Here is a 15725-nt window from a genome sequence, read left to right as displayed (position 1 = left end):
GGTTTACAACCCCCCCCCAATTTACCCGGGGTTGTTGCCCCCATTTCGCGGCGCTGCCATCAATGTGTGTTGGATGAGCAAGCCTATAGGCAGGCTGATCTGCCACGGTCCGCCCTTCGGTGGTCCTGGCGACGAGGCAGCACCACCGCGGCGGCGTGGCGGACCCATGTCCGACTACCGGGGAACCGTTTTTCGGGCCTCAGCGGCCCGTACAGCCGTGTGCGCTTGACCACGTATCGTATCCAAGTTCCTCCACGGTCCTGCCGCCCGGCGAGAACGGGCGTGTGCGGCATGGGAGTATTACGCTCCGGATCGTGCAGCCAGTGACAGTCGCGGCCGAACCGGGTGCGGGGTTGACCGTTGAACACTCCCCGTGTCCGTATCGGGCCAGGGCGTGGTGGGGGGACCGGCTGGTCGCCGAATCGGTGGCGGCGGTGCGGGTCCGCGAGCCGGGGCAGGGGCCGACGCTGTACTTCCCCCGCGCGGACGTGCGGCTCGACCTTTTCCAGAACGAGGGCCGCCGGGTGACCTGCCCGGTCAAGGGCTCCGGCGAGCTGTGGACCCTCGACGGCAAGGCCGCGGCCCCGGTCGCCGAGTGGCATGCCCCGGAGGAAGGCACGGACGACGGCCTGGTCGACGGTCGCGACGTGCTGTGGAGCTTCACCGAGCCTGCTTCGGGACTCGACTGGCTAGCGGATCTCGCGGCATTCGACCATGACCGGGTGCGTGTCGAGCTGGTCGACATGGTGGCCGGCGAGGACCCCCGGAACGCCACCATCAAGCGGTTCCCCACCTGGGGCGACGCCGCCGATCTGATCGACATCATGGACGTGCGGGCAGCCGGCGAAGGCCGCTATGTCAGTGTCATCCGGCCCAACCATGGGCGCGCCGTCGTCGAGGCCAGCCAGATCCTTGGTCAGGCGGTCGTCGCCGCGATGCGGCACACCGGCGGGCGGCGCGTCGTGTCGGCGCATCTGGTCGTCTACCGAGTAGCCGACGCCAACCTCCCGCTGGAGTTCGAGCTCGAGGAGCTCAGCTCAGGACGGACGTTCAGCACGCTGGGCGTCCAGGTGAGCCAGGACGGAAAGCGCCGGGCCAGCGGCACGCTGTTCCTCGACGTCACCGCGCCTGACATCGTTCGGCACGAGGCCCCGGCACCACCCTGCGCCGGCCCGTACGACAGCGAGCCCTACGACATGTCGGTCACCGGGCGGGACCTGCGCATGGTCGGCGCGGCGTACAACAACGACTCAGCCGCCCCGGTCGGACCGTCGGTCATCGACACCTGGGTCCGCTTCCGTGAGGTTCCGGCGGACCCGGCGCTGCACGCCGGCCTGCTGGCGCAGTTTGCCGGGCACATCTCCATCGCCGCCGCGCTACGTCCGCATGCCGGGATCGGCCAGGACCAGGCGCATCGCACCCTGTCCATGGGCATCAACGCGATCGGCCTCTCGCTGCACGCCGAGATCCGGGCGGACCGGTGGATGCGTTACCACCACCACTCGACGTTCGCCGGTGATGGCATGACCCATTCGGAGTGCCGGGTGTACGCCGAGGACGGTGCGCTGGTCGCGTCGTTCTCGGTCGATGCCACGGCCCGCGGCATTGCCGCCGGACGGCGACTGGACGACCGAACAGCGATCTGAGCCGTTCGCGGGGCTGAGAGCCTGGCTGGGTGACGGTCTCGGACCGGCGAAACGTTCTCGAAGAGGTGGCAGTGGCATACGCGCGGGTCAACGGGCTGCGGATCGCCTACGAGCTCGTCGGTGACGGTGACGGTGACGGTGACGGCGACGGCGTCGGCGACCGCGAGGACGAGGGCCGGCTGTGGGTGATTACTACCGGCGGCCGCTTCACCAAGGAGACCCCGGGGGTGCGGGAGCTCGCCGAGGCGCTGGCGGTCCATAACGACCGGGTGCTGATCTGGGACCGGCCCAACTGCGGCGAGTCGGACGTCTGCTTCGAGGGGCCGAGCGAGCCCGAGATGCACGCCGATACCCTGGCCGCGCTGCTCACCCATCTCGACCTCGGCCCGGCGGTGCTCATCGGAGCGACGGTCGGCACCCGCGTCTCGCTGCTCACCGCGGCGCGTCATCCCGAGGTGGCCGCCGGCCTCGCGCTCTGGTGGATCAGCGGCGGCCCGATGGGCCTGATGATTCTCGGCAACGTCTACTACACCGCCAGCATCACCACCGCCTGGACGCGGGACATGGCCGCCGTCGCCGACCTGCCCGACTGGGCCGGCACCATCGCCGCCAACCCGGACAACCGCCAGCGGATCCTCGACGCGGACCGTGACCGGTTCGTCGCCACCCTGCAGCGCTGGATGTCGGCATACTGCCCCCGGCCCGACGAGCGGATCCCTGGCCTGTCCGACGACGCAGCTCGCGCGATCAAGGCCCCAGCGCTGGTCTTCCGTGGCGGCGCGAGCGACCCGTTCCATCCCCGCGCCACGTCCGAGGCGGTGGCCGGCCTGCTGCCGGGCGCGCGCCTCGTCGAGCCGCCGTGGGGTGACCGCGAGTACCTCGAGCGCCAGGCCGAGATGGCGACCGCCGGCAGCCTGTTCATCCGCTGGCCCCTCCTCGCCCCCACCCTCAGCGCCTGGGCCGCCGAAACCCTGACGTGACACACGCCCGCCTCCGACCGGGACACTCAGGGGTTTCGGCGTCGAGCCGCGCGGCAGGTATGACTTCGTGCTGGCGAGCAATGCGCGAAACCCAACCACAGATGGTGACCGCGCCTCAGCGCTGGCGCCAACGCAACCACCTCGTCAGCCCGGAACCAGCCCAGCCGCCGTCATATACCTGGACCTGGAACCACGCGGGGAGGGCGCTCCGCGCCCGACCAGGCGGCGCCCGGTCGGGGTCCCTGCCGGATCGCGAAGCGATCAGGGAGGTCTGGGGCGCGGAGCGTCCGACACGGGACCGCCCTAGTCGGTGCGTTCCTGGGGGGAGGAGTGCTCCCAGTCGGCGAGGATCGTTCGGATGCCGGTGACCAGCAGCAGCGGCTGGTCGAGCATGACGTGGTGGCCGGCGAGCGGGATCTCGATCACCGGCGCGACCCGGCCCAGCAGGTTGTACATCTCACCGCCGATGTCGTGCGTGACCAGGCCGTTCTCGGCCCGGAACAGGGCAACCCGGCAGTGCACCTTGTGCAGTACCTCGGGCGCCGGTGTCCGGTTGCCGAACACGTTCGGGTCGAACTTCCAGGTCCAGCCACCCTCGACCGAGCCGATCGAGTTCCGGGCGATGTGCTCGATCACATACGGCAGGGTGTGCGTCTGCTGCGGGACGGTCCGGAACCGGGCCAGCGCCTCCGACACGGTCGCGTAGACCCGCAGCGGGCCGAACGCGGTCCGGTCGCGGGCCGCCCGTTCCTCCGGGGTGTACTCGCTGACGGGGGAGTCGATCAGCACGATGCCGGCGACCCGGTCGGGATGCTCCGCGGCGGTCGTGATCGAGACCCAGCCGCCCATGCTGTGCCCGATGACGATCGGCGGCGAGGCGATGCCGGCGTCGTCGATCACGCCGACCACCTCGGCGGCCCACGTGGACAGCGTGTAGTCGTCGCGACGATCGCTGTCACCGTGCCCGGAGAGGTCCAGCGCGACCACCCGGTACTCGTCCGGGATCAGCGGAGCGATGTGGTCCCACCAGCCGGCGTGCGCGGCACCACCGTGCACGAGCACGATTGCCGGCAGGTCCGGCACGCCCCAGCACCGGTAACTGATCCGCGCGCCTTCGACCTCGACCTCGAAGTGCTCCGGCCGGTCGTCCAGCGCATGGTCGAACCAGAACGGTGCTTCCTCGTCCATCTCCCGCTGTCCGCCATTCGGCTCGTCGGCTGCCCGCTTGGTGTGGTCCAAGCGCGGTGGTCGGTGCTCCACAGTGCCCGCGGAATCGTCGCCGTCCCGCGACCACGCGATCATGGTGAAGCCTCGCGCGGCCGCGGGACGACCAGCCGATATCGCCCGCGGTTCCGTGGCCTGTGGCCCGTGGTCCTGGTGTAGTCGGACCGACCTATCCTGCCTGGCCAGCGTAACGCCGACAAGACATGGTCAACCCGACCGAGAAGCTGATCAGGACTGTCATTCTTCTGCCCCGCCGGCTGCCGGGCTGGTCAGCCCGGCAGCCGGCGGCCCCTACGCCCGGGCCGGTGCCGTTCGGCCGGGGCACGGCGGGGAACCCTCCGTCATCACATCAGCCCGAGGTAGAGATTCACGTGGGCGGCCGCGGCCTGATCCCAGCTGTGCCGCGCCGCGAGCATCGCGCCGGCGGCGCGGCCGGCCCGGTCTGGCGCCGCGAGGGCGGCGCCGAGCTCGGCGGCCAGGTCCGCCGGGGTCGCGGCGAAGCGGACGGCGCCGGCGAACACCTCGCGCAGCACCGGGAGGTCCCTGGTCACCACGGGAACCCCGGCGGCGAGCGCCTCCATCGCCGCGAGACCGAAGCCCTCCTTGACGGACGGGAAGGCGAAGGCGTCGGCCGCGGCGACCAGCGGGGGCAGATCGGCGTGCGGCACGGACCCGAGCAGCACCGGCTCCACGCCCAGCTCCGCCGCCCGCGCCAGCACCTCGGCCCGGTAGGCGCGGTAGTCGAACAGCGTCTCCCCACCCGCGATCACCAGGGCCGGTGTGGCGACCGGGCGCAGGAGCGCCATCGCCTCGACAAGGTCGCGGGTGCCCTTGCGAGGTTCTATGCCGCCGACCGCGAGCACGTACCGGCCGAGCCGGTCGCGCCACGCGGCGCGGGCCGCCCGCGCGGTCGGGTCTTCCCCCGCCGCGGCGGCGAACCGGCCGGCCTCGACACCGTTTGGGATCACCGTCGCGGTGATGCCCCAGCCCTCGGCGAGCTCCGCCGCGACCGCCGCCGACACGCAGACGTGCGCGTACGGCCGGCGCAGCGCCCGCTCGTGGCAGGCGACCAGTTCGGGCGTGGTGAAGCTGTCGAGGTGATGGACGGTGCGTACGCAGTCGGGGACGGCGTTGGCGCTGATGCAGTCCTGCGCGTGCACGACGTCGTACCCCTCGGCGCTCGCGTGGCCTTCCGAGCCCAAGCCCGGGCCGGGGGCCGTGCCGGCGTAGGCCGGGAAGGCCGCGCCGAGCACGTCGATCGAGCGCAGCACCCGCTCCCCGACGGTCTCGCCCGCCCGGTCGGGGAACGGCACCGCGCGCACCCGGACCGCGGGGTCGACGGGGCGGAAGAAGCCCGCGTCGCCGCCGCGAGCGAGCGTCCACACATCCACCCGGTGGCCGGCGCGGGCGAGCGCTTCCGCGAGGCACAGCGTCGCGACCACCCCGCCGCGCGCCTTGGTCGAGTACGTCAGCAGCGCGATCCGAAGCAGGCGAGACCGGCTGGCGCTGGTCACGGCGTCGGCTCTCCTCCCCGATCGGCGACTGGGTCCCTGGCAGGTCGGCGGAGCCCGGGTTCCTTCCCGGGTCGGCCAAGCCGATCCGGGAGGTCTGGTGGCGGGCCGGCGGCGCTGGAGGTCCCGGCCCCGCCGTCGTCACCGGACCGGGCCAGCGCCGCCTGGGCGGTCGCCACCAGCTCGTCGTGGCTCGGTCCCGCCACCTGCGGTGGGTGCCAGCCGGACGCCTGGACGGCGCGGACTCGCGCGACGAAGTCCGGGTGGGCGAGCAGGTCCGCCGGCATCGCGAGCAGGTTCTGCAGCCGGGCGAACGCGTGCCAGATGACCGGGTCGCGCCCGGCGGCGAGGAAAGCCTCGCTGTTCGTCACGGCCTCCGGCTCGTCCGGCCGCCTCTGCGCCGGTGGAGTCGGCCGAGCCGGTGAGGTCGGCTGAGCCGGCTGCGGGGGCTGCCGCCAGCGGGCCAGGCGGGCGGCGTCCTGCGCGCAGGAGTCGTGGTACCAGGGCAGACCCTCCGCGCGCAGCGCGGCATCCAGCCGCAGTGCGCGCTCGCCTGGGTCACGCGTCGCGGTGACGGCGTCCACCAGCCAGGAGGCGCTGAGCGCGGCGAGCGTCGTCCCGCGGGTGTGCGCCGGGTTCGTGATCAGCGCCGCGTCTCCGATGGCCAGCACGCCGAGCGCCGCCGGCCGCCCGTCGGCGACCAACGGCCGGAACCGGTTGTGCAGCCCAGCCATCGCGGCGACCGGCCCCAGTGGCACCACCGTGCCTACGGGGGTCCGGTCCGGGGCGCGACCGGCGGGGCCCGAGTGTCCCGTGCCGTCGGCGTCGGCGTCGGCGGCCCAGGGCCCCTGCCGGATCGGCGGCCGGGTTCCTGCCCGATCGGCGGCAGGGTTCCTGCCGGATCCGGGGTCCCTGCCCGATTCGGGGTTCCTGCCGGATTGGCGGAGCCTGCGGAGCCGATCTGGGAGGTCCGGAAGCCGATCTGGGAGGTCAGCGATCTGGGAGGTCGGCGATCCGGTAGGTCGACTGCCCTCCAGCCAGGGCGCGACCAGGCCGATCGCCCGGACCGCCGCGTCGAAGGCGGCGTCGTGGCGCAGCACCCGCATCTCGGTGTCCTCGGGCAGGACCCCGAAGGTCACCGAGAACGTGTCGTTGTCGGCCGGGAAGACCAGACAGGAGTAGCGGTCGAAGGAGGCGCCGACGGTATGGCCCCGGTTGAGCTCGGTGGCGAACGAGTGGTCGCCGCCGCGCGCGTAGAAGCGGGAGTAGTAGGTGATCCCGCAGGGGACGGCGAGCTCGGGCGGCGGCGGCGCGCCGGCCGCCGTGAGCAGCTCGTGCACCGGCGAGAGCCGCCCGCCGGCGTCGACCACCAGGTCGGCCTCGACTGTGGCGCCGTCGTCGAACCGCACCCCGCGTACCCACGGCACACCGCCGTGGCCGCCCGGCGCGGACGGGCCGGCGGGTGTGGTCACCAGTCCGGCGACGCGCCGGCCGCCCTGGATCGTCACACCCGGCTCGGTCAGCGCCGCTGCCCGCAGCGTCGCGTCGAGCAGCGCTCGCCTGCAGCCGAGAACGATCAGTTCGTCGGGGTTCCCGGCGAGCCAGGCAGGGACCTCGCCGCCGACCACGCCGGACCGGCCGGCCGGATCCGCCGGGCCGGAGGGGGCGGCGAGGTCCGCGAGGGCGGCGAGAGCCGTGGGGCCGGCGGCGAGAGCGGCGCGGATCTCCGGCGGGGCGGTCTCGGTGATCCGGATCTCGCGCGCGCCGACGGCGAGCAGCGCGTCCAGCAGATCGGGCGTCCGCGTCGCGAGCAGCGCGCGGAACCGGGCGAGAAAGGCGTGCGAGTGCCGCGCCTGCGGCACGCCCGCCCGCGGGAGGACGGCCCTCGGGTCCGCCCGGACCTCGGCGGCGCCTGGCGCGGCCGGGCCGGGCCAGCCGGCCGCCGCGGGGTCGCGGTCGACGACCAGCACCTGGCGGCCCGCGCGGGCGAGCAGCACGGCGGCCAGCAGGCCGGCCGCGCCGGCGCCGACGATGACGACGCGCTCGGTGGCCGCTGGGGACATGGCGGTCTCGCTCCTTGGTAGCTGCGGCGGCCGTGGGCCGTCTAGGGGTCCCGGACCGGCGCCCCGTCGCGTCGCGCGCGGGTCAGCCGGTGCGAGCCGGTGGGACGCGAGCGAAGGGCTGGCGCATCGTCGGCTCGCCGGCGAGCAGGCACTGGATGTCGTAGGCCTCCGGGCGCCGGTCGCGCAGGTGGTTCATGCTTCGGCGGGCGACGTGCAGAGCTTCCTCGACGTCCACGTGAGCCATGGCCATCCCTGGGTCGTCGCCGGTCGCCGCGAGCACGGTACCGTTCGCGTGCACGATCTTGGAGTTTCCGACGAAGGTCAACGACCCGAACTGCCCGACCTGGTTCGCCGACACCCAGACGACCTGGTTCTCCAGCGCGCGCACCTCGTCGTAGACGTCGAAGCGGTAGCGCCACCGGTCCAGGGCCAGGTCGTCGGATGGGTGTGTACGTGACATCGGCCAGGCCGACAGGCATACGATGATCTCCGCTCCGGCGAGCGCGAGGCTGCGCGCCGACTCGGGAAACGCCTTGTCGTAGCAGACGAGCATCCCGATCCGGCCGATCGGGGTGTCGAAGGCGCGGAACTGGTCGCCAGCTTCGTAGGACGCCACCTCGCCCAGCGGCAGATGCACCTTGCGATGCCGGCCGAGCACCGCGCCGCCGCCGACGCAGACCGCGCTGTTGTAACGGTGGTGGCCGGCTCGCTCGGAGTAGCCGATGCAGACGACCATGTCGCCAGCCAGATCGACGAGGCGAGCGATCTCCGGGCCGTCCGGGTCGAGCAGCGGCGCGCTGCCGACGGGCCCCGGGTCGGCGTCTGACGTGAGCTCCAGCAGGTACCCGCCGAGCGCCGCCTCGGGCAGCACCAGTAACTGGGCGCCGCGGGCCCTGGCCGTCTCGATGTGCTGGGCGACCGTACGCATGCACTCGTCCAGGTCTCGCCCGAACGAGTCTGACACGACGGCGATGGTGACGACGGCCATGACTATCCCTCGAGCTCTCCACTATTCAGTTTGCTCATGCCGGGCCCATTCCGGTCACGTGGCCGCTGAGGACGGGAGTGCACAGCCCGTCCGGCCACCGCAGCGAGACGCCGCTGCCGGACAGCAGCCGACCGCAACGGGCCGAGACCGCCGGCGAGCTCGTGGGCATCTGCCGGCCCTCGACATCCGCCGTGACCATCGCGAAGCCCGGGAAGCAGGTCAGCCAGTCTCCGGCCGCCACTCCGGCCGGCCGTGGCACCGCGGCCACATCCAGCTCGGCCGCGCAGCCGCTGGACTCGGCGAGCATGCCCAGCGTGCCGACGACGCCGGCCATGCTCACGTCCTTGGCGGCCACCGGCCGGTGACGCCCCGTCAGCGAGAGCATCGCGCGCAGCTCGGCGGTGCGCCGGCCCGACGTCGAGTCCCACTGGCGGCCGGTGTAGCCCGGCCGCCATCGCCCGGCGAGGTCGGCCGTCACGGTGACGGCATGGCCGGGCAGGCCGGCGCCCGAGCGGATCGGCGCGTCGGTGTGCCCGATCGCGGTGACCGCGAGCGCCGAGGGCATCCCGAGCTGGGTGTGGCCGCCGAGGATCGGCACGCCGAAGCCGTCGGCGGCGGCGCGCAGGCCGGCGAGTACCCGGCTCACCCGCGATACCGTCGGCCCGGCCACCGCGTCCAGCATGCCGAGCGGTTTGGCCCCCATCGCCGCGAGGTCGTTGAGGTTGACCAGCACCCCGCACCAGCCGGCCCAGAACGGGTCCCGGTCCACCATCGTCGGCAGGATCGCGTCGCAGGCCGCGACCAGGCCGGTACCGGGCACGGGTGCGCCGTCGTCGCCGACGAAGCCGGCTCCGCCGGGGCGCAGGGCACCGAGCAGCGCGCCCAGCGGCGCCTTGGTGGTCGCGGCGAGCATCGCGACCCGGTCGATCGGCCAGCGCATCAGCACGTGCGGCGCGCCGCGCACCGTGGTCGGGCCGACCGTCATCCACCCGAGCCGGCCGAAGAACCGCTCCCGGCTCGGCTGGACCGTCGCGTCGAAGCGCAGCGCGCCGGCCGCCTCGGCGTGGGCGCACGCCGCTCGGACCAGCGCGCCACCGACGCCGGCGTAGCGCTCGCGGGCATGGGCGGCCACAGCCAGCCGCCCACCGTGCCACCAGCCGATGTCGTCGCCGCTCCAGGCAGGTGCCGGGCCAAGCCGCACCCCGCCGATCACCTCGCCCACCTCGCCGTCGCCCGGTCTGTCCAGGCTGCGGGCCACCAGCACGACGGTGCGCGGGTCCTCGTCGGCCTCGTCGAGATCCCCCACCGGCCCGTCGTCGAACATGCCCTGCTCGTCGACGAAGACCGCCCGGCGCAGGCGCCGGTACGCGGCGATCGTGGCTGGATCCCGCGCCTGTTCGACCAGGTACCGAGGGCGGCGCAGCAGCGTGCCGGGATCGCCCCAGACCGCGAGCGTGTCCACCGGACGCGGCGGCCGGATCGGGTATGGGTTCGCCGTGAGCAGCGCCGGCCCGGCCCCACCGGTCCGCTCGGGCGGTTGACGGGCCGCCTCCAGTCGCGGGAGGGCCGCGTTGCCCTGGTCGGGGGCATCCCCGGGCGCCTTGCCGGCGGTCTCGGGCGGGTGCCGGGCGGGCTCGACATCGGTGTGGCTGAGGCTCGTCGACGCCACCGCGGCGGTGGAGCCGCGGCCGCGCGCGCCGTTCACCGGTCCGATCGTCAGCGTCCGGGGCTCCGGCCGGGCCGGAGCCGCCGAGCCGGGAGGCCTGGTCTGCGGTTCGCGGCGCCCGCCCATGGTCTTCGTGAACGCCTCGCACCCGCAGCCACAACCGGTCGCGGAGTCACCTGCCATGGGTCAGCCTCCTGCCTCGGGCAGTGCCGAACAGGCACCGCAGGCGGCGCAGCCAGCGCCCTGGTCGGCGCCGCGCATCCCGGCGGCGCGCAGCGCCGCCGCGACCCGGCGCGTCACGTCGGCCACGACGCCCGCATCCGGCGCGCGAGCGCCGTCGCGGGCGGCCAGCGTCCCGCCCAGCGGGCGGAACGGGACGACGAACGGGTAGACACCCATGCCGATCAGTCGCTCGGCGCCGACGACCAGCTCGTCCGGGTCCTCACCGAGGCCGACGAGCAGGTATGTCGACACCCGGTTGCGCCCGAAGACGCGGACCGCCTCGGCCCACGCCGCCTCATAGGCGGCCAGCGGGACGGTCGCCTTACCCGGCGTCCAGCGGGCGCGGACGGCGTCGTCCAGCGACTCGATGTGGATCCCGATCGCGCTCGCCCCCGCGGCCCGGAGCTCGGAAAGCACGGCGAGGTCGCCCGGCGGCTCGCACTGGACCTGAACGGGCAGGCCGGGCACGGCCGCGAGCACGGCCCTGGTCGCCTCGGCGAGCAGCCGGGCGCCGCGGTCGGGCGCGGCGGTGCTGCCCGTCGTCATCACCATCTGGCGCACCCCGTCGAGCTGGACAGCGGCCCTGGCGACCTCGGCAAGCTGCGCCGGCGTCTTCAGCCGGGTCGTAGCCCCGGACCGCAACGACTCCTCGATGGCGCAGAACCGGCATCGGTCCGGCTCCTGGTAGCGCACGCAGGTCTGCAGCACGGTGGTCGCGAGTACGTCGGCGCCGTGCAGCCGGGCGATCTGCTCGTACGGGACGCCGTCCGCGGTGACCAGGTCGTAGAACCGCGGCCGGCGCACCGGCTCGACGGGCACGCCGAGGTCCGTGCCGTCGTAGAGCAGCCGTCCGGCGTTCACCTCGTACCGGCTGGTCGCGACGATCGGCAGTGCCGCGCCCCGGCCCCCAAGCACCACGTGGCCGTCGTCGCTCGGCCCGGCGCCGGCGGTGCGGCGCACCGGCGCTGTGAGCCGGACGCCTTGCACGGCCAGGCCGATCCTCGTCTCCAGGCTCGCGCCGGGCCTCGCGGCCTGGCTCAGGTCGAGGCGCGGGCCCTGGCCCTGGACCTTGCCGCCGCCGGTCGCGGTGGTGCCGGACCCGGGGGCGCTCGTGCCAGTCGCCGAGGTGCCGGAACGGGCGCGGTCGGCGGTGCCGGCGTTGGTGCCGGCGTTGGCTGCGGCGCCGGCGCCGGCGCCGGCGCCGGCCGTGGCGCCGGTCGCCTCGGCGGGGGCGGGCGGCGGCGTCATCAGAACATGTAGGTCGAGTTGATGATCGCGCCCTTGCGTGCGTAATGGATCACGCAGTCCTGGATGTCGAGCGGGTGCGCCGGGATCGCGCCGTCGATCAGGTCCTCTTCGCGCAGGCCGTGCAGCGAGAGGCCGAACCGGCAGACGTAGACCTTCCCGCCCTCCTTGATGAAGGTCTCCAGCTGGTTGTTGATGTTGTGCTCGCCAGCGAAGGCCGAGTCGCCGGTGCGCGGGAAGCCGCGGGTGGCCATCGCGTTCATCGCGCCGGGGCCATAGAAGTAGATGACCGATTCGAAGCCCTTCCTCAGCGCGCGGGTCGCCTGCAGGATCGCCACGAAGCTGACCGACGACTCGTGCGCGATGCCGTGGATCAGAGTCAGGTAGCACTCGCCGTTCTCGGCCTGGTAATCCGGGAAGATCTTCGTCGAGCCGTAGAGGTTGCTGCCGGGCGGCAGCGACGGGTGGGGGACCTCGGTCAGACTCTGCTGCTCCAGCTCGGTCAGCTCCATCGGGGCGGCGACTCCTCTCTGCGCATCCGCGCGTTGCCTGGCTTCCGGGTCCTTCTGGTGCTGGTCATGACGTCTCTGGCGGCGGGCGGATCTCTGCCGCCGTGGCCGTCGCCTCGGTGTTGACGACCTCCCAGCTCGCTTACCTCCCAGATCGGCTCCCAGACCTCCCCGATCGGCTTCGCCAATCGGGCAGGGACCCCGGATCCGGCAGGGACCCTGCCGCCGATCCGGCAGGAACCCCGGGCGAGAGGCCGTGGCATGGTCGGGTTCTCGGTGGTCTGAACGGGTCTGGTCCGGCTGGCACGGTTCCACTGTGGGCGGGCGGCGCCCGTCGGTCTGTGGCCCCGCTGTGGGCCTAATCTCCGGGTCGCCCGGCGTTTTTCGCTGTGGCGCCGGCGGGTTGGCCGCCTGGGGCATCCGTCGGGCGCGGCCGGGCCGGCCGCGCGATGGCGGCGGGCCGCCGGTCAGGTCACGCCCGATCCGTACAGGGACGCGAAGTTGTCCATGAAGACGTGGCGGGCCAGCTCGCCGTCGCCGACCGCCGCCGCGAGTCGGGCGAGCTCACCGGGGTGGTCGCCCCACGGCTCGTCGCTGGCGAACAGGAGCCGGTCGTGGCCGACGCCACGGCGTTCGATCTCGGCGGCAAGCCAGCGGGGCGCGAAACCCACCGCCCAGCTGGTGTCGGTGTAGACCCGCTTGCCGCTCGCGATCCAGTCGAAGAACCGGCCGCCGATCAGCTTGATGTGCCCGCTCACCCCACCACCGAGGTGGACAAGGTGGATGCGGACGTTGTCGGCGTACCGGTCGACCAGGAGCCCGACCAGGTCGATGTCGGACGCCGCGCCCGGCGACGTATGGACATGCACCACCAGGTCGTGGGCCGCGGCCGTCGCGAAGATGGCGTCGAGCTGGGGCGCGCACTCGGCGGCGTCGGCTCGTCCGCCGAGCAGAAAGCTCAGCTTCAGGGCGACGACGCCCGGCTCGCCAGCGAGCGACAGCGCCTTCTCGGTCAACTCCGCGTCCGCCGGCCGAGGTGAGACCCACAGGCCCGCGCGGATCCGGTCGTCGGCCTGAGCGGCCTCGAGGCACAGCTCGTTGAAGCCGAATGTGACGCCGACGTCGGGAACGCCGTAGTTCGGGATCACGAGGGTTCTGGCGGTGCCCTCCCGGTCCAGGTCGGCCCTGAGCTCGGCGATGGTCGCTCGCGCGCCGAGGTCCGGCGTTACCGGCGGTCCCCCATAGAAGCCAAAGGCGGGCAGGACGCCGAGATGACGGTGCGCGTCGTGTACTTCTCGCAGCGGCACGGCCACAGTGAAGCATCCGGTCGTTTCCGCCGTGCAACAGATCCGACACAGTCACACACGGTCTTGTCGGGCGTGGGTGGCTCCGGGCGGTTCCGTGCGGCCGGCTTCCAGGCAGTGAGCTCGGGTTTTGGAATGAGTGACGCCTGAGAGTCACGTTAAATGTTCGGAGCGTAGACGACGCGCGGCGAGCTAGAGGTCAAAGCCGGGACTTTGGTCCCCTCCCAACCGAACAAGCGGGGGACGTAGGCTCATGTCACACCCCGACGGTCGCACCTCCTGCGTTCCCCCCGTACGCCAGGAGTAACGGACGCCGGGGTGTCCACATTTGCATGGACTGCCGGCCCGGGACCGCGCTTTCGCCGATCCTTGAGGTCGACTTCCTCGCCGCGTCATGGTTCCGCGCCGTCCGCGTTGTTCATGGATCTGATCCGCATCGGCGGTGCCCGTCCGCGCCACGGGTAGACCGATCCGCTGGATACGTTGCCTGTAGGCACGCCGACTCCTGGACGTCCGTTTGCGGCGCGCCGCGTTCCCCGGCCCCGCGTTCCCCGCACCTCACGGGATCGGCCCCACGGGACACGCCGGCGTGCTCGCTTCTCTCGCCGTCTTCACCGCCCGCTACCGGCCCCAATGCGGACTACCCAGGTCAAGCCCGCCGGATGGGTGGTTCGCCGGACTTCTGGGGCCGCGGCGGGGGTGGGCGGAATCGGGGTGTGCTCGCCGGTGGTGGGGTGGGCTGGGCGGGGATGGGGGGCAGCCGATTGGGGAGAAGGCGGGAACACACGGTGCTGATGGGTGGCGGGACGGGAAGTATTCGGATCTCGTTCTCCGGATACGGCAGGCCGGATTGGCCGAGAGCGGTTAACGTTCTGCTGACGGTGGTGGTGTCGACGACATCAGGGCGCGGACGACGGCGGTCGCTGACCCGACTGTTCGAGTGCTTCCGGTCCCCGGTGCCCGCTGGCACGCCCGCCGAGTGGTTTCGGCCGACGACGCGCCGCCGACTGGCCTCGGCGACCGTCCTTTCGCCGTGGCTTTTGTCGTGTCTTACGGAGCCCCTGATGGCGCCGCGCCGCGGGAGTGCCGCGCCTGCTCACCGCGGGTGTGGGCCTGGAAAGGCCTGGAAGGCCATGAGCATCCGAGCTTCGGGTGACGCCATCGGGAAGACAGGGGGAATGGGTGCGGGTTCCAGCGGCGAGAATCGTCTTCTCCGAGGCTGACCGGGCGCAGATCACGGCGGCGGCGACGGAGATCCTGGCCAGCGGGCAGCTCACGCTCGGGGCATATACCCGGGAGTTCGAGGACGCCTTCGCGCGCGCGCACGGTGCGCCCTTCGCCGTCGCGGTGAACAGCGGGACCGCCGCGCTGGAGATCATTCTCCGGGCCGTCGGCGTCGCCGGCGCGGACGTCGTGCTGCCGACCAACACCTTCGCGGCCACCGCCTTCGCCGTGCTGCGCGCGGGCGGGCGCCCGGTGTTCGCGGATGTCGGCCCCGACACGCTCGCGCTTTCGGCGACCACCGTCGAGGCCGCGCTGACGAAGGACACCAAGGCCGTCGTCATCGTGCACATCGGTGGCCTCATCCCGGAGGACATCGGCGACGTCGAGGCATTGTGCGCCGAGCGTGGACTGATACTCGTCGAGGACGCGGCCCACGCCCACGGGTCGACCCGGGCGGGCCGGCACGCCGGGTCGTTCGGCGCCGCCGCGGCGTTCTCGTTCTACCCGACGAAGGTCATCACCAGCGGTGAGGGTGGAATGATCCTCACCGCCGACGAACGGGTACGGGACGAGGCGCTCCTTTACCGTGACCAGGGGAAGGCCGGTTTTCTCGGCAACGTGCACATCCGGGAGGGGTATGCGTGGCGGATGAGCGAGCTGCACGCCGTCACCGGCCTCGTACACCTTCGCCGGTTGCCGGAGTTCCTGTCTAACCGTGCACGGATTGCTGCCAGGTATGACGCGGCCATCGATGATCTCGCTGGTGTGCGGCGCATCCAGGTCCCGCTGGGAGACGTCACGAACTATTACAAGTACGTCGTGATTCCCTGGCCCGGTGTCGACCGTTCCTCGCTGCGCAAGGAGCTCAAGGAGAGGCACGGCGTCGGACTGGCCGGCGAGGTCTATGAGGCGCCGCTGCACCAGCAGCCGGTCTTCGGGGAGCACGCCGGAGGAACGCTGCCCGTCGCCGAGGACATCTGTGCGCGACACATCTGCCTGCCCGTTCATTCGGACATGACCGACCAGGAGGCGGACCACGTTCTGGCGGCCCTCTCGGCGGCCTTGCGGACCCTGACCCTGGCCGGCTGACGAGCCCGGCCCGGCGGGCCGGGACCGCCGTGCGGCCGCCGGCATCGGCGTGCG

The 15725-nt window shown here is 72.8% G+C and carries 11 protein-coding genes; 3 read left to right on the top strand and 8 right to left on the bottom strand.

The annotated features are described in order from the left end of the window. Nucleotides 1-353: 353 nt before the first annotated feature. Nucleotides 354-1646 (top strand): DUF427 domain-containing protein, encoded by a 1293-nt coding sequence (locus tag QOZ89_RS09265; RefSeq protein WP_312623537.1) that lies wholly within the window; start codon nucleotides 354-356, stop codon nucleotides 1644-1646. A 71-nt stretch (nucleotides 1647-1717) separates the two neighbouring features. After that, nucleotides 1718-2626 (top strand): alpha/beta fold hydrolase, encoded by a 909-nt coding sequence (locus QOZ89_RS09260; RefSeq protein ID WP_312623548.1) that lies wholly within the window; start codon nucleotides 1718-1720, stop codon nucleotides 2624-2626. Nucleotides 2627-2929: 303 nt separating this feature from the next. On the opposite strand, the gene QOZ89_RS09255 is transcribed toward QOZ89_RS09260, so the two are convergent. The 8 genes from QOZ89_RS09255 to QOZ89_RS09220 form a co-directional block, all read right to left on the bottom strand. Beyond that, nucleotides 2930-3814: an alpha/beta fold hydrolase gene (locus QOZ89_RS09255; RefSeq protein ID WP_071053057.1), complete on the bottom strand. Its 885-nt coding sequence runs from the start codon at nucleotides 3812-3814 to the stop codon at nucleotides 2930-2932. A gap of 380 nt (nucleotides 3815-4194) precedes the next feature. Continuing rightward, the gene (locus tag QOZ89_RS09250) at nucleotides 4195-5364 is read right to left on the bottom strand and encodes an MSMEG_0565 family glycosyltransferase (RefSeq protein WP_116271790.1); all 1170 of its coding nucleotides are present in this window, start codon (nucleotides 5362-5364) and stop codon (nucleotides 4195-4197) included. Beyond that, the gene (locus tag QOZ89_RS09245) at nucleotides 5361-7424 is read right to left on the bottom strand and encodes an NAD(P)-binding protein (protein ID WP_071053030.1); all 2064 of its coding nucleotides are present in this window, start codon (nucleotides 7422-7424) and stop codon (nucleotides 5361-5363) included. The genes QOZ89_RS09250 and QOZ89_RS09245 overlap by 4 nt, the downstream gene beginning before the upstream one ends. Nucleotides 7425-7506: 82 nt before the next feature. Continuing rightward, the gene (locus tag QOZ89_RS09240; protein ID WP_071053029.1) at nucleotides 7507-8412 is read right to left on the bottom strand and encodes a carbon-nitrogen hydrolase family protein; all 906 of its coding nucleotides are present in this window, start codon (nucleotides 8410-8412) and stop codon (nucleotides 7507-7509) included. 34 nt (nucleotides 8413-8446) lie between these two features. Then, the gene (locus tag QOZ89_RS09235; protein ID WP_241842291.1) at nucleotides 8447-10261 is read right to left on the bottom strand and encodes an MSMEG_0567/sll0787 family protein; all 1815 of its coding nucleotides are present in this window, start codon (nucleotides 10259-10261) and stop codon (nucleotides 8447-8449) included. 3 nt (nucleotides 10262-10264) lie between these two features. Continuing rightward, nucleotides 10265-11548, bottom strand: a complete 1284-nt coding sequence (locus QOZ89_RS09230) for an MSMEG_0568 family radical SAM protein (protein ID WP_312623536.1) — start codon at nucleotides 11546-11548, stop codon at nucleotides 10265-10267. Continuing rightward, nucleotides 11548-12057, bottom strand: coding sequence for an MSMEG_0572/Sll0783 family nitrogen starvation response protein (locus QOZ89_RS09225; RefSeq protein ID WP_071053028.1), 510 nt, complete (start codon nucleotides 12055-12057; stop codon nucleotides 11548-11550). The genes QOZ89_RS09230 and QOZ89_RS09225 overlap by 1 nt, the downstream gene beginning before the upstream one ends. A gap of 464 nt (nucleotides 12058-12521) precedes the next feature. Next, nucleotides 12522-13361: an amidohydrolase family protein gene (locus QOZ89_RS09220; RefSeq protein ID WP_071053053.1), complete on the bottom strand. Its 840-nt coding sequence runs from the start codon at nucleotides 13359-13361 to the stop codon at nucleotides 12522-12524. 1179 nt (nucleotides 13362-14540) lie between these two features. Here QOZ89_RS09220 and QOZ89_RS09215 point away from each other — a divergent pair. Next, nucleotides 14541-15671: a DegT/DnrJ/EryC1/StrS family aminotransferase gene (locus QOZ89_RS09215; RefSeq protein WP_071053027.1), complete on the top strand. Its 1131-nt coding sequence runs from the start codon at nucleotides 14541-14543 to the stop codon at nucleotides 15669-15671. The last annotated feature ends 54 nt before the right edge of the window (nucleotides 15672-15725 follow it).

Origin of the sequence: Pseudofrankia coriaricola (genome assembly GCF_032027725.1) — a bacterium.
In the GTDB taxonomy this organism is placed as follows: domain Bacteria; phylum Actinomycetota; class Actinomycetes; order Frankiales; family Frankiaceae; genus Pseudofrankia.
The sequence above is the reverse complement of the archived record's forward strand: the minus strand, read 5'-3'. Positions and strand labels throughout refer to the sequence as shown.